The organism is Paenibacillus mendelii, from assembly GCF_024498075.1.
Lineage (GTDB): Bacteria > Bacillota > Bacilli > Paenibacillales > Paenibacillaceae > Paenibacillus_Z > Paenibacillus_Z mendelii.
In genome coordinates this window covers 661,891-681,034 of sequence record NZ_JANHOF010000004.1, presented here as the reverse complement: position 1 = coordinate 681,034, position 19,144 = coordinate 661,891, and the positions used below count along the sequence as shown (strand labels likewise).

The window sequence follows — 19,144 nt, the reverse complement described above, 5'->3', positions numbered from 1 at the left end:
TGAAATCCACTTTTTTTCGAATATCTCGCAACAGGTGGTCTTGAGGTACGAGATCATCTAAGCTTATATACATCAATTGATTTTGTTTTACTCCATCTATACCCATCATAGCTTTGCCCTCCCTAGAAAAGACCGCATAGAAACTAATTCTACACGGCCCTTCAAAAACCTATTAAATTGGATCATTTGTCAACAGTCCCTAACTTGTGGTTTTTTTGATTGTAAAGGGTCAAGTTCTTGTCGCGGACGAACGACAAGAACTTGACCCTTTTGTCGAAGTAAAGTGGGGGCGGCTAAACTAACGGGCAGATAACTCAATAATCACAATTGAATATTTATACGTTACGATATATAATTATACATATTTTTAAATGGTAAGGGGTGTAAAAGTGAAATATAAAATATTTGTGGATGGTCAAGAAGGCACAACAGGTTTAAAAATACATGATTACTTATCTAAGATTCCTAACATAGAAGTAATCAAAATTGATTCGGAAAAGCGAAAAGATTACGAAGCCCGTAGGGCTTTAATAAATGAAGCTGATGTCGTATTCCTTTGCCTTCCAGATTCCGCTTCAAGGGATTCCGTATCTATGATAAGTAATAATAAGACCAAAATAATTGATGCAAGTACGGTGTTCAGGACCAACCAGGAGTGGACATACGGGTTACCAGAATTACATAAAAATCAAAGAAATAAAATCCAAAATTCATCTAGGGTATCTGTCCAAGGATGTCACGCGACAGGGTTTATTTTTTGGCTATACACCCTTTGGTAGCTGAAGGAATTATACCGAGGGATTACCCTACGTCTTGTTATTCGCTTACAGGATATAGTGGTGGAGGTAAGAAACTTATATCTGAATATCAGAACTCAAATAAAGAGCAGCTTTTCGCACCAAGACAATATGCACTTAACCTTAACCACAAGCATCTTCCAGAAATGCAACTATATTCTGGGTTAAACTCAGCACCACTTTTCACTCCAATAGTCGGAAACTATTATCAGGGTGATGCAGTAACTATTCCTCTATTTCCTAGAATGTTTATAAAGAATGTAACGGCAAGGGATATTCAAGAACTTCTCGCCTCGTATTATAAAGATGAACGTTTTATTCGAGTTATCCCATACGACTCTGAGGCATATCTTGAAGACGGTTTCCTTAATCTCATGCAGTGCAATAATACAAATTTTTTGGATATATTTGTTTTTGGTCATAAAGGTGAAATATTACTTGTTTCTAGATTTGATAATTTGGGAAAAGGCGCCTCGGGGGCAGCCATTCAAAATATGAACATCATGCTTGGATTTGATGAAGGTATAGGACTAGAGTAAGAGAAATAAGTTCTTCGTTAACTCCCTCAGTACGATTTAGTTTTCTCACGAATGCTCGCTTATTCGCAGGATTTCACCCTTGCCAGAAATGTGGAAAGATAGTTAGAGAAACCTAGTTGAAGACCAGGACAACAGGAAGGCATGAGGAAATAGAGGGGGAGGTTGCAAACCCCATATCCTTCCATATACTGCAAGCATTCTCCACGCCGCCCTTGGAGGTTTTCACTCCCATGTCTCAACGGGTCGTTGCCCTCTCATTCCTTCGTTACGCCTATCCAAGGGGTGGAGGCCGGTCTTGCTAACGGTACGGGTGCCCTTTGGTTTAAAATATCCAGTACTCTGTGCTTTCTTTTGAAATCCCGCGAATAAGCCAAAATTCGTACGACGAAACGGTAAGATATCGCTTATGCTGCTAGCTGAAGTGGCATCGTTTTTCGAGGATTGTTGTAGGCTTCACGGCTACGAGCCCTAATTTTCCACATAGTTTCATAAGGGACCTCATTTTCTTCATCTTTTTCACCTGAACATTGTACGTATGGATCGCTTTGAATTCCGGATTGTTCGCAACCAAACTCATGGCCATCATGAAGATGAAACGGCGGAGGCGGGACCGTCCACGTTTACTAATATTCATCTGTCCGTTCCATTTGCCCGAGCTTGCTTCTGCAAGATTGAGCCAAGCATGACGTAGCAGAGCATTGCCATGAACAAAGTCGCTTAAATCCCCAGCTTCGCCAAGAATACCAGCGAGTGAAATGGCGCTAATCCCTTTGATAGCAAGCATGGATTTCGCAAAAGGAATACGATCTAACACAGCTGCGCTTAATGGAGTAGCATAGTTCCAGAGCGATAGTATTGTAATGCACAAATGGTTGAGGAACGGGTAGGTGATTAATTATGGAATGTACTTGGTATGGTCTTGAAGAAATTGAAGAATAGGAAATAATATATGTCGTTGTGAATAACTCATGGCCACACGATCGGCTGCCGTTGTCTGTGGAACTAACTCGCGGAATCAGCTAATGAATCACTCATTAAAATAACTAATGCTTTTTGTTTTATATGTTAATTTGACACTTAGTATTTTAGCAGGGAAAAAGCATATAATGTGGCACATCATATATTAAAAACCTTGGTAAACAAGGGATATTTCCTCATACAGACTATTGTACAAAATACTATGTCTCCTAAATATGCACAAAGCCGACTAGAACCCTTGAGAAATCAGGGGTTCTTTGGGTTGTGACACAAATCCAGTGGAGGTAGAGGGAAGGAGACCATCCAGGAGGACGGCATTCTTATCGATAATAGGCGGCGGACCTCCGGCGGAAGCTGCTCGAACAGCGGGGCAGACCGTTCTTGTGATCGAGCATCATTTGGACTTGACCAAGGTGGCAGATTACATCATCGACATGGGGCCAGAGGGCGGCAAGGGTGGGGGGAATGTCATCGCTGCTGGAACGCCTGAGCAGGTGGCGGACACTGAATATTCGCATACCGGTCAGTTTCTGCGCGATATATATCGATATTGGAGCAACGGGCTCTAGGATCGTTAAAGTAAATTCAAGCATCGGTTTAATAGAATCGGCTGCTGCGTTACCTGTGGATGACCTACTCAAGCATAACTTGATATACATTTTGCCCCGCAGTGGATACACTGATTTTTAGAAATAAAAGGTAAAGCCACTATATTTGAGCGGAAGGATAGTGATCTACCTATGAAATCAACCTCAAAAGAGCTTTATGTGTCTCACGAAACTCGACTTGCCCGCTATGCCGACATATCTACTGCCTTATCGTTGCTCAGTGATGAACGGCTTCGAGAGCGAGTGGAAAATACTAAGATTCTTGGTATTGGCATCGGTGGTTCAACGGCGCTGTTGCAACTTGAAGAGACGTCCATATTCGTAAAGATAATACCGATTACGAAACTAGAAAGACGCGCAGAGAACCTCATGTCCACTAGAAACGTGTTCGAACTCCCACCGTTTTTCCACTATGGCATAGGATCATCAGGTGGTGGCGTGTGGCGTGAGGTAGCCGCCCATACCATGACCACCAACTGGGTGATAGCGAAACAGTGTGAGAGCTTCCCATTAATGTATCACTGGCGGCTGTTACCTGGTCTGAAGCGATCTTCGCCAATCGATGTTTCCCGTATGGTTGAGTTTTGGGGTTCAGAGGCAGTACGGGGGCGTCTCGAGGCAATTGAGCAATCCATGGACAGTGTTGTACTATTCTGCGAATACGTTCCCTATAACCTTCATGACTGGCTTATCGAACAGGTCAATATTGGTGAGGATACAGCCACCTCAGCGTTTGCCATGGTGGATTCCAACCTGCGGTCTGCTGTTTCATTTATGAATGCGAATGAGTTACTACATTTCGATGTTCATTTTAGGAATATTTTAACCGACGGATACCGTGTTTATATTTCGGACTTCGGTCTTGCAACATCTTCTCGGTTTGAGCTGTCCGATAGCGAATTGGAGTTTCTCGAATTGAACAAGGCTCATGATGGGTGTTTTGTGGTAACAGAGTTAGTGAACTGGATTGTAAGGGTTTTAGGTGGTGTGATGAATCTATCAGAAATTATAGACTTCATACGCCGTTATGCTGAGGGTGAGAAGTCTCGAGAGATAATGGATTCAGCAGCGGCGGTTATCAAGAGGTACGCTCCAATAGCCATGGTGATAGTTGATTTCTACATGAACCTCGTTTCTGTGAGCAGAACTACGCCATTTCCAGTCGAGGAGATTCAACGAATTTGTGTAACAACTGGGTTCGAGCCGTAAGATCATAGGGCTATGAAAGGGGGATAATGCTACCCCGAAAATTACTCTTAATTAATGATCTATTGAACCAATGGGAAACTATAGCTCAACAATAAACAACAGGCTGCTACGGCGGCCTATTGTTGCGAACGGGCAGGATACTTTGGAATTCGGTGATGGTAAACACTAAATAGCTCGGCTTGCTGCCAGCGGGATAATTAGATCATTCAGGAGAGTTTGATTCCTGGTAATTGGCCCAATATGTCCTGAATCTGTTTTAAAAAAGTTTTGGCAGCAGCCGAAAAGACCTGATGCTTTTTCCAAACCATATTTAACCCGGATTCTAGTCTAGGCTCTAGGGGTCTAAAACAAAGGTTACTATCACTAGATGTATTTACGATTTTATCTAGCGTTATTGCATAACCGATGCCTTCTTCAACCATAATTGCAGCATTATAGGCCAGATTGTATGTAGCCACGACATTTAATTTATCGAAATCGTCACCAAACCAATGCGCAAATTCATTTTTAGAAAATGTCTGCTTCAAAGCCTGTCTTGAGCAAATTAGTGGGACATTGATTAAATCTGCTGGATGAATGACATCTTTGCAAGCAAGAGAACTGTCTTTTCTCATCACAACGCCCCAAACGTCCTTAGCGGGGAAATCTATGTAATTGTATTTTGATACATCAGCTGGTTGGATTAATATACCAAAGTCAAGCAGTCCCTTGTTAAGCCTTTCAGTTACATCATCTTCATTCCCGCTGTAAAGGTGATATCGTATATTTGGATAACATAATTGTAAGTCTTTTACTACCCGTGCAATTTGTTTCATGGCGTCTGTTTCCCCGCCCCCTATATAGACATCACCACTAACTGTTTCTTCCATGTATCTAAACTCTGCCTCTAATTTATCCACCATGTCAACGATTTCTTCAGCTCTCTTTCTTAAGAGCATTCCTTCATCTGTAAGTATGATATTGTGACTACTACGAATGAAAAGTTTTTTTCCTAACGCTTGTTCAAGATCCTTTAATTGTCTTGACAAGGTTGGCTGTGTAAGATGTAAAAAATCAGCTGCTGCTGTAATGCTCCCTTCTCTTGCAACAGTAAGAAAATAACGTAAAACTCTAACCTCCATCTTCACTTCTCCTTTTTGTTTTACAATACATGTTTAAGAAATGCTTTTCAAGCATATCTGGATATAAGATATAGGTATTTGTTATTTGGGAAAAGCACGTCTAAAATAAATGCAAACAGCAATATGACAAACATTATATTTTTAAAAACTGGAGGGAATAAAAACATGGATACAAAAAAGGTTTGGTTTATTACGGGAGCTGGCCGAGGTATGGGCAAAATAATCGCGAGAGCTGCTTTGAACGCTGGAGACAAGGTTGTGGCTACCGGTCGTAATACAGACGTGGTGGCCAAGGCGATCGGTGAATCCGAGAATGCATTAATCGTCCAATTGGATGTTACACGGCCTGCCGAAGCAAAGTCTGCAGTCAACGCGGCAATCGATCGGTTCGGAACTATCGATGTGCTGGTTAATAATGCCGCACAATTCTTTGGGGGATTCTTCGAGGAACTGACCCCAGACCAAATCGAAGAACAGCTGCAAGTGGCTTTGATTGGCCCCATGAACGTTACCCGGGCGGTGTTGCCTGTCATGCGCAAGCAGCGTTCCGGTCATATCATCTCGATTTCTTCAGGTGCCGGCATTTCCGGATTCGAGTTTAATTCCGCCTATAGTGCATCGAAATTTGCGCTTGAGGGCTGGATGGAGTCGTTGTCGCCTGAGGTAGCACCTTTTGACATTCATACGACCATTGTCAATCCAGGCTTTTTCCGTACGGAATTTCTTACGGAGGCGTCGTCGACTTACGCCAAGCATTCGATCGAGGATTATGAGGACCGCAGAGCTAATTACATGTCATTTTTTAATGGACAAAACGGGCAGCAGTCCGGTGATCCGATCAAGCTCGCGAAGGCAATTCTCATAATCGCAAGCGAGGTGCAACCGCCGCAACGCTTCATCGCAGGCGCCGACGCAATTGGTATTGCAGAGCAAAAGATTGTAGATCTCCAGGCTCAGATAAATGTCTACCGTGATCTCTCATCGGCTATGGCTTATGAGGATTGAACGAAATCATTTGCTTGTCTATATATTGACCTTTGGTGTATTCGGCATCTTAAATACCGAGATGGGAGTTATCGGAATCTTGCCTTTGATTGCGGACCACTTTCATGTCAGCATCTCCACCGCAGGGTTGATCGTGAGTCTCTTTGCGCTTGCGGTTGCCATCTCTGGCCCAATTTTGCCTTCATTGTTTTCGGGTATGAACCGCAAGAAAGTCATGCTGCTTGTTCTTGGCATTTTTATTGCTGGCAACCTCGTTTCTGCCATCACATCAGACTTTACCGTGTTACTGATTGCACGTGTTGTACCAGCTTTTTTTCATCCCGTTTATTGTTCAATGGCCTTTACCGTCGCAGCTGCTTCCGTTAACAAGGATGAAGCTTCGAAGGCAGTAGCCAAAGTATTCATTGGCGTGTCTGCAGGAATGGTGCTTGGCGTACCGGTCTCAAATATGATTGCCACCGCAACTTCTCTTGCTTATGCGATGTTGTTCTTTGCTGCCATAAATACAGTCGCCTTCATCGCGACACTACTGTTCGTACCATCTATGCCTGTTACGAATAAGCCCTCTTATGGCACTCAATTGCGTGTATTAAGAAAATCCACGATATGGCTTTCCATTGCCGCTGTGATCTTCATGAACGGAGCCGTATTCGGAGTATACAGTTACCTTGCCGAGTATCTGAAAACCGTAACCAATTATACTTGGAACACAATCAGTTTGATGTTATTCCTATACGGTGCGGCCAATATTGTTGGCAACATGCTCGCAGGGAAGCTGCTTAAAAATCATGCATTAAGAACGATAAAGTTTTATCCATTTGCATTGGGAGCAGTTTATATCTTGCTTTTTATCCTGGGTCAGTTCAGCGTGCCAATGGCCTTCATTATTTTGGTTTGGGGAGTATTGGGCGGCATAGGAGGAAACATTACTCAATATTGGATTGTATCTGCCGCGCCAGAAGCTCCGGAATTCGCGAATGGAGTATTTCTGACATCCGCCAACCTTGGAACAACAATTGGTGCTAGTGTATGCGGACTTTTTATATCAGGAATAAGTACACAATACGTCGTGCTTGGGGGAATCTTGTTCCTTATATTTAGCATCGCAGCAATGTATCCAAGACTCTCAATAACGGCCGATTGTAGGTATCTTAATAATGCAAAATAAGCAGGTAGCTCTTGTTACAGGTGCAAATCGGGGATTCGGGTATGAACTTGTCAAACAATTAGCTTCAATGGAGTTCAAGGTCATATTAACAAGCAGGGATCAAAGGAAGGGGTATGAAATAGCGCAACAACTTGCTGAGACCGGATTGGATGTTTCGTCCGTCGTCATGGATGTCACAGATCAAGAGAGTATCCGTCAAGCTGCAATGACCATCACCGAGACCGTTGGTCGATTGGATATATTAGTTAACAATGCAGGCGTATTCCTTTATTCCACTTATGGAAAAGCGGGGATACGGAAGGATTATCAATATTTCTTCGGATTATGGAGCCATGAGTGCCATGTCTTCCGAAGGAGCAGGTGCGTACAAGATCTCCAAACTAGCAATGAATGCACTGACCCGAATGGCAGAAACAGAAGTCAGGGGAGATTTCAAAATTTATGCAGTCGATCCGTGTTGAGCTAACTCGAGACGATTGCAAAATAATTAACTAAGTCGCGGCTGCCGGCATGGATCGGCAGCCTCGTTGAGCTAACGGAGTTTAGGTTAATGAATAAACCACAATGCGTTTTTGAAAGTAATATGCGTTTAATACTTTTTTAAGGATTGATGAGAACCCGCGTAGAAGAAATGCTTGTAATGCTTTTAAGGTATTGCTCTGACGGACAACATTGTTAAAAAGATATCCTCTCTTTTCTTAATATGACAGAAGGTGACGTGTTTGAAGATCTATAATGGGTGATAGATCAACGAAGGGAGTAACAAATCATGACACGAAGAATAATTTTAGATTTAGCGGTTACTTTAGATGGTTTTATTGAAGGGAAAAATGGTGAAGTTGATTGGTGCATTATGGACTCTGAGCTGGGTTTTAATGATTTTCTAAAACAAATTGATACGATTTTATATGGAAGAAAAAGCTATGATTTATGGGGACAATTTACTCCGGAATTGGAACATACGGATGACGAAAAAGAATTGTGGGAATTGGTTCATAGTAAAAAGAAATATGTGTTTTCCAGGACGCAAAAGGGGACCGATGATAAAGCAATATTCATAAATGATCGTATTCTTGAAGAAGTAACTAAATTAAAGAATAAGCCGGGTAAAGACATCTGGCTATATGGTGGAGCAAGTCTTATTACAACTTTTATCAATTTAGGGCTTGTCGATGAATTTAGATTATCTGTTCACCCTGTTGTTTTGGGAGAAGGGAAACCGCTGTTTGTGGATATAAAACAGAGGTTGAATTTAAAAATGGTTCATACAAGAACGTTCTCCTCAGGCGTTGTACAACTCATTTATCATTTTGATGGAAACTAATCCTATTGTACATTCCAATAATAAAATCGTTCGTTTCATATTGACAGCGGCAAGTCTAAGACTTTATTCTCTGGTCTTCGACCGCCGCTTTTTTCTTTATCGGGTGCAGTCAAAACCTTTATTGTCGCAATGTTAACTCTGGCGAGTCTCGCTGCATCGTTAGCCTTCCAGATGCCGAACAAACTTTACCCGCACGTAGAACATTCGTCTAATCATGACAATAGGTGTCATGATTCTTCAGTTATACTGTGAAAGCTTAGCAAATAGAGATCCGAGGTGGAGTCTATGAACGTCAATGATATCGTAATTGAAGGAGCACGCGAGAATAACCTGAAAAACGTGAATGTCCGCATCCCGAAGCGAAAAATCACGATCTTCACCGGCGTCTCGGGCTCGGGCAAATCTTCCCTGGTCTTCGACACCATCAGCGCCGAAGCTCAGCGGCAGCTTAACGAGACGTTTTCCGCATTCATCCGCAATCGGCTGCCCCGGTTTAGTCAGCCGGATACCGATCTCATCGAGAACTTGTCTACGGCGGTTGTCATCGATCAGAAAAGGCTCGGCGGCAACTCCCGTTCGACGGTCGGCACGATCACGGATATTTATGCGATGCTCCGGCTGCTGTTCTCCAGAATCGGCAAACCTTTTGCTGGCTCTTCGCATGTTTTCTCGTTTAACGAACCGGCCGGCATGTGCCCGGAATGCTCCGGAGTCGGACAGGTGGTTCAGTTTGATGTGGACAAGCTGCTCGACAGGTCCAGATCGCTGAATGAAGGCGCAATCCTGTTCCCCGTATTTAAAGTGGGAAGCTGGTACTTGAATACGTATACTCATTCCGGCTTGTTCGACAACGACAAGAAGCTTGCCGACTATACGCCGGCAGAATGGGATACCCTCCTCCACGGCAAAGAAAGCAAGATCGTATACCGCACCAAAGGCGGCGATATCGAATCGGATTATGAAGGTCTGTTGACCAAGCTCACCCGCCTGTATGTAAAGCGGGACAGCAGCGAGATGTCAGATGCCAAACGCGAAACCCTTGACCGCTTTCTATCCTATAACGAGTGTAACCTTTGCAGGGGGAGCCGGCTTAATCAAGCGGCCTTGGGCTGCCGGATTAACGGATACAACATTGCGGAGTGCGCAGCGATGGAGATTGGCGAGCTTATACGCATGATTGAAGCGATTCGGGATCCCATTGCCGGTCCGATGATTGGCGGGATTCTGATCCGGTTGAACCATCTGGTCTCCATCGGGCTGGAGTATCTGAGTCTGGACCGTCAAACGGCAACCTTGTCGGGCGGGGAGTCGCAGCGTATCAAGATGATCCGGCATCTGAGCAGCAGTCTTACCGACATGATCTACATTTTCGATGAACCGAGCGTCGGACTGCATCCGCGGGATGTCCATCGTCTGAACGGCATGCTGTGCCAGCTCCGGGACAAAGGGAATACCGTACTTGTCGTCGAACATGACCGCGAAGTCATGGAGATCGCCGATTACATCATCGATGTCGGACCTCATGCGGGAACCCGAGGCGGAGAGATCGTCTACGAAGGCGACTTTGCGGGCTTGCTCCGCGCGGATACATTGACAGGACGTTACTTGAAGCAAAGTCTGCCCTTGAAAACTTCAACCAGGGCGCCCAAGGGGCGGATGACCGTAGCCTGCACCAGCCTGCACAATCTGAAGGATGTGACAGTCGATATACCCGTCGGCGTGCTGACCGTGGTAACGGGAGTAGCCGGCTCAGGCAAAAGCACGCTGATTAACGGAGCATTTCTGCCGTCGCAACCGGAAGCGATTGTCATTGATCAGACGGCCGTGGGCACGTCCATCCGCTCCAATCCGGCTACCTACACGGGGATGATGGACGAGATCCGCCGACTGTTCGCGGCAGCCAACAAGGTGAGCGCTTCCCTGTTCAGCTTCAACTCCAAGGGAGCCTGTCCCAACTGTCAGGGTCTTGGAATGATCTACACGGATTTGGCCTTTCTCGAGCCGGTAAGAACAACATGTGAAATATGCGCGGGCAAGCGGTTCAGCGATGAAGTGCTCCAGTATAAACTGAACGGAAAATCCATCAGCGACGTCCTCGCCATGACGGTACGGGAAGCTTCGGCGTTCTTCAGCGGGAAGGAACTGCTCCGTCAAATGCGGACGCTTGAGGATGTGGGACTCGGATACGTAACGCTGGGCCAGCCTCTGAGCACCTTGTCGGGTGGAGAATGCCAACGCATCAAGCTGGCGGGGGAGCTTCACAAGGAAGGCAGTCTCTATGTCATGGACGAGCCGACAACCGGACTGCATATGTCCGATATCTCTCGTCTGATGGACATTATGAACCGCTTGGTCGACGGGGGCAACACGGTGGTGGTCATCGAACACAACCTAGATGTGATCAAGAGCGCGGACTGGATCATTGACATGGGTCCCGAGGGCGGCCAAAGGGGTGGCCGAATTGTATTCGAAGGCACTCCTGTCCAGCTTGCCGCTGCCGGGCATTCGATAACGGGGGCGTATTTGCGCAAGGCAGAAACCGGCCAGGGAGCGTCTTCCTAACGGGTACATTGCAACGTACCCTATTCCGAAACATCGATACCGACTTTAACTGTATTCATCTGTATGACACTCAATAACGATTTTAATCTGCGTAGACTTGAGCGGTATTTGTCGATTGCAGTCAAACCGGCAACTGATATCGGATACCGGTAATAGTTAATAACAAGAACAAGAATTAATTATTCGGTAAAATGAAGAGCTTCAATCATCATTGGAAATTTCAATGAATTCTAGGGGTCATTTTTCAATATCAAGATTCATGAAACGCTCTTTTCATTTACATACAGAAAGCAGGCATTAGAGAGTGGGGCGGACCGGCAGTATTGGCGTTGCCTACATTGCTGCTGGCTCTGGACATGAGTGTTCTTTACTTGGCGATCCCACATCTAAGCGAAGATCTGGCGCCAAATATTATTTGGTTGACCGGATTGCAAACATTCTTTAAAATTTTGTTAAGTGTATTCTTTAGGGTAACTTACTTAAAGGTAAGGGGATGATTTATCAATGATTCATCAGCTTGAATGTCCAGTGGAGACAATCATTCATGTTCTAGGCGGCAAATGGAAACCAATGATTTTATGGCATTTGATACAATCCAATAAGCGATTCAACGATCTGGAAAAGCTTATACCTGATGTTTCTCAAAAAATGCTTTCACAACATCTACGGGACTTGGAACGAGAGGGCATAATCGATAGAAGGGTCTACCCCACCGTCCCTCCAAAAGTAGAATATTCCCTTAGTGAATATGGTAAAACATTGATTCCTGTAGCAGAAGTCATGTGTGCTTGGGGAGAAAACCATAATAAGCGGAAATATGAAGAATCTGCTTCTTAAAGCTGGTTCAATTCATTTGCAACTAATTCAAGCACTCATAACAAAAGCTGCCAAGGGTTTTTCCTGGCAGCTTTTGCTATTTACAGTCAAACTTCCTTTAAGATTTTCGTCGTGGACCAACATGGATAACCCTTTCTGCTTAATGCTTACTTTTAAGTAAGGACCCTACATTAAAGTGGGTTCTTATTAAGATTTTTAAACGATGCTAAGCTTGAGTCAATCCAGAGATGAAATATCGGGAGTCAATTATAAATGGAGGAAAAAACGATGAAAATTATTGTTTTCGGAGCAACGGGAAATACGGGGAGAAGAGCGCTGGAGCAAGGGTGTAAAATGGGACATGAAATGACCGCATTCGTGCGAGACTCCGAGAAGTTTTATGGACAGCAAGGAGAGCATTCCACCAAACATGTGAAGGTGATCGTGGACGATATCATAAACCCAGTAAGCGTCGGCGAGGCGCTCTCGCATCAAGACGCCGCTATTATTGCAGCCGGCCATGCAGGTCAAGGAGATGAGTTCGTTCGTCTCGTTGATAACATTATAAGCCAATGTGAAATCCACCCTAGTTTTTCCGGGAGGGTATGGGTTATGGGAGGTGCCGGCCTGCTGGATATTCCATACACTGATCTCATTGGCAACAATCTGCCCGGATTCCCGCCTGCGTATAAAAATCACAACCGGAATTTTGAACGACTGCTGCAGTCTGGGCTTGATTGGTCAATTATGTGTCCGGGAACTATGATTGATTCGATAGAACATCCGGCGTCGGTTCATCTGCATGTAACAACGGAAACCTTGCCCATATCAATTCCGAAGACTATCAAGGAATTATCCGAGGCCGATATAGCGGGTTACTTGTTCAGTCGGCTTCAAGAGCTGGATGTTGCTTATGATGATGTCGTGAAATGCATGCTGGACCATATCGAGCTCGGAGGGCCTTTTAAGAGGAAAAGGGTCGGACTCGCCTATCAAAGGGAGATTCCGGTGTGCTAAGGAGCAAAAAGGGAGATGGTGAGTTTGTTTGGATGGATCCTCGTTTTGCACATATTGGCTTCTATCGCGGTAATCGGTCCCGCTTTAGTGGCACCCGTCATTCGAAGGTCCGCTAGAACCGTCGGCCAGTTGCGTTTTGCTTTTGATGTAACGAACAAGCTTGCCATCCTGCCTAAAATTGGCGGAGCCATACTTATTATTACCGGGGTTTGGCTTATGATCATAACGAAGATGGGGTTGTCCCAAATATGGCTAAATATATCGATCCTTTTATCGTTGCTCATGGTCGCTACGATCGAGGGATTAATCGGGCCGCACATGAAAAAGATCATGGAAATTGTATCTATAAGTCAAAGCAAAGGGGATGAAGTACCCTCCGAGCTCGGTCGATTGATGAAAAAGATCGTACCAATCGAGACGGCGTCACAGCTGCTTATGATTGCCATAACCGTACTTATGATCCTTAAACCATTCTAAAGAAGCCGTCAACCCTTTAACAATCGGCCCCTGGGTAGCCCCAGGAAGGGAAGAGTCAATATCGAAAAGGTGGCCGTGCGCAGCCCTTTGTTCCACTAATGAGGAATGATGTTCAATAACCAAAGGGCTGCCGCGTGGCAGCCTTTTGTTCCGTATATAAACTTCTGCATCAACGCCAGGGCTTGAGAGGCCGGTTGCTATCATCTTCCTACTGCCCTGTACCCGGGCATCCGAATTACAATCCGATGATGACGGAACTGCGAAATCTATTTGATAGGGATAATCAGGATGGTATTGTTCTATTCGATTATGAAACTGAGATATTTGGGGGAGAAGTATAGATCAAGCTTCGATTATAGAGAATCATTGTGCTAACGGGAGGATGCTTGAATAAATATATAAATACCAAAACATTTGGAAATAAACAATAAGTAAAATTGGGGTGAGAAAGTGATTATTGCATGGATCGGAAGTGTAATTTTTTTGGCACTTGCTATTTTGTCCATATTGTTAGCTATGGGTTTACCTTACGGAGAATTTGCAATGGGCGGTAAGTATAAAGTAATGCCAAAACAAATGAGAGTTGCATGTGCCATTTCGGTATTAATTCAGTTAGTTGCAATCATGTTTATACTACAAGCAGGGAATGTAATCTCGATAGATGCTTTAGAAACCAGTGCAAAGGGAGTATGTTACTTTTTTGCATTTTATTTAATAGTGAATACCTTTATGAATGCTTTGTCCAAAAGTAAAAAGGAAAAGCTTGTTATGACACCATTAGCTTTTCTCACAGCGATTTGTTTTCTAATTACTGCGATGAATGGTTAGATAACTTGTTGGATGTTCAGTTAACGGAGAACAATAGTTGAACGAATAAGGAGCAGTTTGCGGCAGCTGCTCTTTGATTTTAGCAGGATAGTTCAGAGGGGTGTGGAATATGTTAGTAATATTGAAGGCGTATTCTTATATGTAAATAATGCTGGGGAATAAAGGGCGAGACGCATCCGATATGGTATCGGTGGGGTAGCCCTGGTTTTTAGGCAACTGAGAAAATAGCGAACAAGGTTGTATCGAATGGAGAGGGGATACTAATTTGAACACAAATGACCCCGCCGGTTTCTGGATTCGGTTCGGTGCACTGGTTCTTGACGCGCTTATCGTGGGAGTACCACTTCGAAACATGATCACCAAACGCGGTTCACGAAGGCTACGAACAACTTTATATTTGGCCGTAAAATGCGGTCTGCGCAGCTCGCGTAACCAAAAACTCAGAGCCTTTTACGATAAGAAGCGTGCTGAAGTATTGACAAGCTATTAGCAAGAATAGCGTAATCAATAATCTAATGTTAATCATTTCTATCTGAATTGTATTCAGCCTCAACTACTGGGACATAAGGCGAAATGAAGCTGTCCGTTTCACGAGCTAATTTCCAAACCACAAGAATCCAGCCCATTCCTTCGTTTCATATGTGACAGGTTCTCGGTGTTGCTGTAAACTTGCCGGAAGCTTGGATCAACACCAGCAAGTACAAAACGAGCTTCTTTGCATGATCAAATCGATCGATTTCTCCGACTTCAGCCAGAATTGTTAAAGCAATTTTGGTGCCAATGCCGGTATCGATTGGATCAACGATATCTAATCTAAGATGCTGCTTTCGATGGAGAAACTCTCCATGAGCAGCATTTTTGCATTCTTGAGTAAAACTGAAATCAATACGCCACTGTGCCGTTTATTGTTGACCAGTTTTTTTCGGGCGGTGATTACCTGCTAGAGTACAAGAATATATAGCGTTATCCGCGGCCGGCGCGCTGGTCTTGCTATTAAGTAAAAGGGCGCAACAAAACCTTCTCCCATATCTGAAGAAAAAGACTTGACTTTAACGCTAGTGTCATACTTTATGATGGAACTAATCATTGCAAAGAAGGGGGTTCGTGATTTGAAGATAAGTAAAATCGCTAAACTAACCGGGATCAGTGCCAGATCCGTCCGGTATTACGAGCAGAAAGGATTACTCACGGTTCCTCGTCATGACAATAATTATCGTGAGTTTGATGATTCTATTGTTGAACTGATAAACACGATTCAATTGTATCTTGGTTTAGGTTTAACAACGGATCAGATCAAGGATATTCTATATTGTAAGCACTTCGAAAATTCCGAGAATGGACTACATGACAAAAAAGACGAGTATTGCGAAGAACTGTTGCAAATATATGAAACTAAGCGGAATGAAATAATCAGACAAAGGCTGGCATTAGAAGAAGCTCAAATAAGATTGGAAAAGCAAATTAACTTAATGAGAGAAAACCGGGATAAATGGGTTTAAGACTGAGGAGGATGAACAATGACCATTTTAGTAACAGGAGCAGCCGGTAATGTTGGTCGTCATGTAGTCGATCAGCTAGTCCTGGCCGGCCAACGTGTGCGTGCGATGACGCGCAATCCGGAAAATGCAAACTTTCCGGAAGGAGTTGAGGTAGTGTATGGCGACCTTACGGTACCAGAATCTCTTGTACCGGCATTAAACGGAGTTTCAGGGATGCATTTGATCACTTTCAACAGTGAAGGATACGGACCGCTGCAGACTGGACCTGAGATTGTTAAACTGGCTATGAAGGCTGGTGTAAGGCGAGTTACGGTATTGTGGAGTGGTGTGAACGGACCGGTGGAGAAGGCAGTGGAATCCAGTAGCCTTGAGTGGAGCTTTCTCCAGCCTACCCCCGAGTTTATGTCCAATGCATTATTGTGGGCTGAGTCCATCCGCATGGAAGGTCTTGTGAGTGAGCCATTTGGTGACTCTTTGGATGCTATGATACACCCCGCTGATATTGGCAGTGTGGCTGCAACAGCGCTAATCAACTCCGGCCACGCAGGTAAAATTTATACGCTGACCGGCCCAGAAGTGCTTACCATTCCCGAGAAGGTTCACACGATTAGTGCAGCGATCGGGAGGGATATCCATTTCGTTGAGCTCACCGAAGAGCAAGCGCGTGAACGTATGAGGAAAAGGGGGGCTCAAGAGGATGTTATCGATTTTGTAATAGGATGGCATGCCAATCCTCCAAAATCTGCTTATACTGTGGTTCCGACTGTCGAGCAGGTCACTGGCCGTCAAGCACGCACCTTTGTCCAGTGGGTGTCTGAAAACGTGCATCACTTTGAATAGATCTCACTTTTTGTATGAAGGGTGATCGTTCAGCTAACGGAGAACTATAGTTGAACGAAACAAGGAGCAGTTTGCCGCGGCAGCTGTTCCTTGTTTTATTAAGCTAATTGGGACACGATAGTTCCATATATCAACAAGAACGAGGCTGCCGGAATATTCTGTGGCCTCGTTAAAATTGGGCAGATTACGCTCGTTGACCCCAAGTATGGTAAGAAAAAAAGCACCATCGTGAGGTGCTGGTGCTTAAGCTGACACTGGGTTAAAGCATGCGTGCCGAATGGAATGATTCCGTTCAATGTAAGTGTAAGGCTTTCACAACAATAGCTCCATGGCTGCGCGTTCTTTATCCGCAATCTCGAGCAACAGCTTAGACGCCTGCATGAGCTCTTGGTGCTCACCTGTTCTTCCTGCATGGTCGATTGAAGCAGAGACGCTGACCCACATTGGAGCGATCTCTGTAAACATACGGTGGGCTTGTTCGATCCTCGGGTCCTCCAGCCGATCAGCGCATTCTCTCAAATAATCCCTATACAGATTCCGAAATAAAGCGCCGCCAGTTCCCGCCCGCTCCATTAGTGTCGCGGTAAGACATAAATCATGTTCGAAATTGTTGCTGCGAGAAGGCCACTTCAAGATTTCATTGCTCATTTTAATAATGCCTTTATTGCCAATATTCCGAATGGGCGGGTTGAGATAGTCATGCGCATTCATGGTCAAGGATTCGCGTATAGCAGGAACAAGCGGAGGCAATGCGTCGTTTGGCTCAATCGTAAAGGAACGATTCCGGGAGCTCATGGGTCCCTTTGCATTTCTGGCAGCGGCCAAGCTTGTCAAACGCGTCTTCACAAATCCACCCTGTTGTCTGGTGTCCGCCATGTAGGCGTATTCGTCATCTATACCGTAAAGTACCGCATAGTGACCGGCGAAGTGCACTTTGTTCTTAAAATAATCCAAGTAATAGGCATCTAATTTAAGCCCAATTGGAATGCCGTGTTCGATGCTGCTTCGGACGTTCTGCCATGCCTTATTGACGGATGAGGTTTCTTGATATCTGACATTCAAGCCGAGTCGTTCGGCGAGATAAGCAGTCAGTTTATCCGGTTTTACCCTTCCTCCAATGAAGGGGAAGTCCATTCCCTTCGAATCCCAGTATATGAAACCAAGCCCTTGCCCGAGTCCAAACAACATCGGCTCAGACAAGCGGACGCCCGCATATTGCATTAAATTGCCTATGGCGGTTGTTTCGCAATGTTCGCCTTGATAAGGAATGAAACCTTCAATAAATCTGATCATGTCTACTTGTCTCCTCCAATAATTCATGTATTAAACGGCTAACGAATGCTTGCTCGGTCTCGATTAAGCTGAATGGATGCAAGAACAACGCCCTTACGTTCAGCGGCAAGCTAGCTCCGCCTTGTGATTCGTACCTCTGTCTTATTTTTATCGAAGCTTGTCCAAGAAAATCCAGTCGTTTCCGTAAAGCAATGACGGCCTCTTCCTTCCCGATATGGGGCAAAGCGGCCAAACCGAGATCGAAGCGGATGTCACGTTCCCGTGTAGACGACAGACTATTAAGAATTTCATTTCTCAGCTTACGTATACCCACTTCGGTGAGGGCAAACCGGGTCGGCGTTGGCCCCTTGCCGGATTTCTCGTCGGATGTCTCAGGTGAGATCCATCCTTTATCGCTAAGTTTCTTCAATCCTGCATATATCGAAGTTGTACCGATATTCGCCCATTCTTTATAACCTCGCTGCTCGACTAACTTTATAATATCGTATCCGGAAGCTTGACGATGTTCCGCGATCATTTGCAGGAGCATGAATTCGACATTCGATAATGTATGCATAGAGAGACTCCTTATATTAAGTATTTCACATGTGGAATATAGCACGTGTGTAATAAAAATTCAATAACCGAATCTGCTAGTAAACTACAGCTTGAGAATGTACAAATCAGGAACTGACGAACTTCCGAATGTACGTTCATGAGGCGGCACTTGAGCTCGCGGCATCGACCGATCATGCCGATCTTTTTTGTACCCAGGTGATCAATACTACTCCGCGGAAAGCAGTTTGCCGTCGTATGACGCTGACTCGACGGCGTTGCAGTTGCAACGTTCACTTGAATTCCTCAGGGGGATAATTGACTGAGCGCAAACTCCTGTATGCGGGAAGTCAGTTAAGCTAACGGGAGTTCAATAAGACAGTGGCAGTCTAGGACTTTATTTTCTTGTCCATGGCTACCGCTGTTTCTGTTATTGGGATCAGTCTAATACTCTTAATACTCATTTTACGGAATCTGACGGTTTTGTAATTCGAAAAGCCGCGTGGGGCCTAAACACCCAGTCTATTAG

Annotated in this window: 17 protein-coding genes and 5 pseudogenes; 17 read left to right on the top strand and 5 right to left on the bottom strand. The window is 44.6% G+C overall.

Going from position 1 to position 19,144, the window contains the following annotated elements; translation table 11 throughout:
• Positions 1–389 precede the first annotated feature (389 nt).
• Both NNL21_RS17400 and NNL21_RS17395 read left to right on the top strand, forming a co-directional pair.
• Positions 390–779 (top strand): hypothetical protein, encoded by a 390-nt coding sequence (locus NNL21_RS17400; RefSeq protein WP_256555297.1) that lies wholly within the window; start codon positions 390–392, stop codon positions 777–779.
• Positions 734–1,336: an N-acetyl-gamma-glutamyl-phosphate reductase gene (locus tag NNL21_RS17395; RefSeq protein ID WP_256555296.1), complete on the top strand. Its 603-nt coding sequence runs from the start codon at positions 734–736 to the stop codon at positions 1,334–1,336. The genes NNL21_RS17400 and NNL21_RS17395 overlap by 46 nt, the downstream gene beginning before the upstream one ends.
• A gap of 412 nt (positions 1,337–1,748) precedes the next feature.
• Here NNL21_RS17395 and NNL21_RS17390 read toward each other — a convergent pair.
• Positions 1,749–2,150: pseudogene (locus tag NNL21_RS17390) on the bottom strand (IS110 family transposase); the annotation flags it as partial.
• Between the two features lie 532 nt (positions 2,151–2,682).
• Between NNL21_RS17390 and NNL21_RS17385 the strand changes: the two are divergent.
• Positions 2,683–2,883 (top strand): annotated as a pseudogene (locus NNL21_RS17385) (hypothetical protein); the annotation flags it as partial.
• 171 nt (positions 2,884–3,054) lie between these two features.
• On the top strand, positions 3,055–4,131 hold the full coding sequence (locus tag NNL21_RS17380; protein WP_204818505.1) for a protein kinase: 1,077 nt from the start codon (positions 3,055–3,057) through the stop codon (positions 4,129–4,131).
• Positions 4,132–4,337: 206 nt separating this feature from the next.
• Here NNL21_RS17380 and NNL21_RS17375 read toward each other — a convergent pair whose 3' ends face one another.
• Positions 4,338–5,252: a LysR family transcriptional regulator gene (locus NNL21_RS17375; protein WP_204818504.1), complete on the bottom strand. Its 915-nt coding sequence runs from the start codon at positions 5,250–5,252 to the stop codon at positions 4,338–4,340.
• Between the two features lie 165 nt (positions 5,253–5,417).
• Here NNL21_RS17375 and NNL21_RS17370 point away from each other — a divergent pair, with 165 nt between their 5' ends.
• The 11 genes and pseudogenes from NNL21_RS17370 to NNL21_RS37015 form a co-directional block, all read left to right on the top strand.
• Complete coding sequence (locus NNL21_RS17370; RefSeq protein ID WP_204818503.1) at positions 5,418–6,257, top strand: SDR family NAD(P)-dependent oxidoreductase; 840 nt, start codon at positions 5,418–5,420, stop codon at positions 6,255–6,257.
• Entirely contained in the window at positions 6,247–7,425 is a 1,179-nt protein-coding gene (locus NNL21_RS17365) for an MFS transporter (RefSeq protein WP_204818502.1), read from the top strand. Before NNL21_RS17370 ends, NNL21_RS17365 begins: the two co-directional genes overlap by 11 nt.
• A pseudogene (locus tag NNL21_RS17360) lies at positions 7,415–7,633 on the top strand (SDR family NAD(P)-dependent oxidoreductase); the annotation flags it as partial. The gene NNL21_RS17365 and the pseudogene NNL21_RS17360, both read left to right, overlap by 11 nt.
• Positions 7,634–7,676: 43 nt before the next feature.
• Positions 7,677–7,886 (top strand): SDR family NAD(P)-dependent oxidoreductase, encoded by a 210-nt coding sequence (locus NNL21_RS17355; RefSeq protein WP_309145331.1) that lies wholly within the window; start codon positions 7,677–7,679, stop codon positions 7,884–7,886.
• 308 nt (positions 7,887–8,194) lie between these two features.
• Entirely contained in the window at positions 8,195–8,749 is a 555-nt protein-coding gene (locus NNL21_RS17350) for a dihydrofolate reductase family protein (protein ID WP_204818501.1), read from the top strand.
• A gap of 285 nt (positions 8,750–9,034) precedes the next feature.
• The gene (locus NNL21_RS17345) at positions 9,035–11,311 is read left to right on the top strand and encodes an ATP-binding cassette domain-containing protein (RefSeq protein ID WP_204818500.1); all 2,277 of its coding nucleotides are present in this window, start codon (positions 9,035–9,037) and stop codon (positions 11,309–11,311) included.
• A 504-nt stretch (positions 11,312–11,815) separates the two neighbouring features.
• Positions 11,816–12,148 (top strand): winged helix-turn-helix transcriptional regulator, encoded by a 333-nt coding sequence (locus NNL21_RS17340; RefSeq protein ID WP_204818499.1) that lies wholly within the window; start codon positions 11,816–11,818, stop codon positions 12,146–12,148.
• Between the two features lie 267 nt (positions 12,149–12,415).
• On the top strand, positions 12,416–13,144 hold the full coding sequence (locus tag NNL21_RS17335) for an NAD(P)-dependent oxidoreductase (protein ID WP_204818498.1): 729 nt from the start codon (positions 12,416–12,418) through the stop codon (positions 13,142–13,144).
• 15 nt (positions 13,145–13,159) lie between these two features.
• Positions 13,160–13,621, top strand: coding sequence for a DUF2269 family protein (locus NNL21_RS17330; protein WP_204818497.1), 462 nt, complete (start codon positions 13,160–13,162; stop codon positions 13,619–13,621).
• 450 nt (positions 13,622–14,071) lie between these two features.
• A complete protein-coding gene (locus NNL21_RS17325; protein ID WP_204818496.1) occupies positions 14,072–14,449 on the top strand; it encodes a hypothetical protein in 378 nt (125 codons plus the stop codon).
• A gap of 346 nt (positions 14,450–14,795) precedes the next feature.
• Positions 14,796–14,921, top strand: a pseudogene (locus NNL21_RS37015) (IS110 family transposase); the annotation flags it as partial.
• Positions 14,922–15,105: 184 nt separating this feature from the next.
• On the opposite strand, the pseudogene NNL21_RS17315 reads toward NNL21_RS37015, so the two are convergent.
• A pseudogene (locus NNL21_RS17315) lies at positions 15,106–15,234 on the bottom strand (transposase); the annotation flags it as partial.
• A 324-nt stretch (positions 15,235–15,558) separates the two neighbouring features.
• Between NNL21_RS17315 and NNL21_RS17310 the strand changes: the two are divergent.
• On the top strand, positions 15,559–15,948 hold the full coding sequence (locus NNL21_RS17310; protein ID WP_204818495.1) for a MerR family transcriptional regulator: 390 nt from the start codon (positions 15,559–15,561) through the stop codon (positions 15,946–15,948).
• Positions 15,949–15,966: 18 nt separating this feature from the next.
• On the top strand, positions 15,967–16,788 hold the full coding sequence (locus tag NNL21_RS17305) for an NmrA family NAD(P)-binding protein (protein ID WP_204818494.1): 822 nt from the start codon (positions 15,967–15,969) through the stop codon (positions 16,786–16,788).
• 312 nt (positions 16,789–17,100) lie between these two features.
• On the opposite strand, the gene NNL21_RS17300 is transcribed toward NNL21_RS17305, so the two are convergent.
• Together NNL21_RS17300 and NNL21_RS17295 are read right to left on the bottom strand one after the other, a co-directional pair.
• A complete protein-coding gene (locus tag NNL21_RS17300; protein ID WP_204818493.1) occupies positions 17,101–18,081 on the bottom strand; it encodes a BtrH N-terminal domain-containing protein in 981 nt (326 codons plus the stop codon).
• Positions 18,065–18,637: a PadR family transcriptional regulator gene (locus NNL21_RS17295; RefSeq protein ID WP_204818492.1), complete on the bottom strand. Its 573-nt coding sequence runs from the start codon at positions 18,635–18,637 to the stop codon at positions 18,065–18,067. Before NNL21_RS17295 ends, NNL21_RS17300 begins: the two co-directional genes overlap by 17 nt.
• Positions 18,638–19,144: the final 507 nt, after the last annotated feature.

Excerpts from the sequence above, each read along its gene's own strand:
- NNL21_RS17345 (WP_204818500.1), top strand. The coding sequence starts at position 9,035 with ATGAACGTCAATGATATCGTAATTGAAGGAGCACGCGAGAATAACCTG.
- NNL21_RS17335 (WP_204818498.1), top strand. The coding sequence starts at position 12,416 with ATGAAAATTATTGTTTTCGGAGCAACGGGAAATACGGGGAGAAGAGCG.
- NNL21_RS17300 (WP_204818493.1), bottom strand. The coding sequence starts at position 18,081 with ATGATCAGATTTATTGAAGGTTTCATTCCTTATCAAGGCGAACATTGC.
- NNL21_RS17355 (WP_309145331.1), top strand. The coding sequence starts at position 7,677 with ATGCAGGCGTATTCCTTTATTCCACTTATGGAAAAGCGGGGATACGGA.
- NNL21_RS17350 (WP_204818501.1), top strand. The coding sequence starts at position 8,195 with ATGACACGAAGAATAATTTTAGATTTAGCGGTTACTTTAGATGGTTTT.
- NNL21_RS17340 (WP_204818499.1), top strand. The coding sequence starts at position 11,816 with ATGATTCATCAGCTTGAATGTCCAGTGGAGACAATCATTCATGTTCTA.
- NNL21_RS17380 (WP_204818505.1), top strand. The coding sequence starts at position 3,055 with ATGAAATCAACCTCAAAAGAGCTTTATGTGTCTCACGAAACTCGACTT.
- NNL21_RS17365 (WP_204818502.1), top strand. The coding sequence starts at position 6,247 with ATGAGGATTGAACGAAATCATTTGCTTGTCTATATATTGACCTTTGGT.
- NNL21_RS17395 (WP_256555296.1), top strand. The coding sequence starts at position 734 with ATGTCACGCGACAGGGTTTATTTTTTGGCTATACACCCTTTGGTAGCT.
- NNL21_RS17295 (WP_204818492.1), bottom strand. The coding sequence starts at position 18,637 with ATGCATACATTATCGAATGTCGAATTCATGCTCCTGCAAATGATCGCG.
- NNL21_RS17330 (WP_204818497.1), top strand. The coding sequence starts at position 13,160 with ATGGTGAGTTTGTTTGGATGGATCCTCGTTTTGCACATATTGGCTTCT.
- NNL21_RS17305 (WP_204818494.1), top strand. The coding sequence starts at position 15,967 with ATGACCATTTTAGTAACAGGAGCAGCCGGTAATGTTGGTCGTCATGTA.
- NNL21_RS17375 (WP_204818504.1), bottom strand. The coding sequence starts at position 5,252 with ATGGAGGTTAGAGTTTTACGTTATTTTCTTACTGTTGCAAGAGAAGGG.
- NNL21_RS17370 (WP_204818503.1), top strand. The coding sequence starts at position 5,418 with ATGGATACAAAAAAGGTTTGGTTTATTACGGGAGCTGGCCGAGGTATG.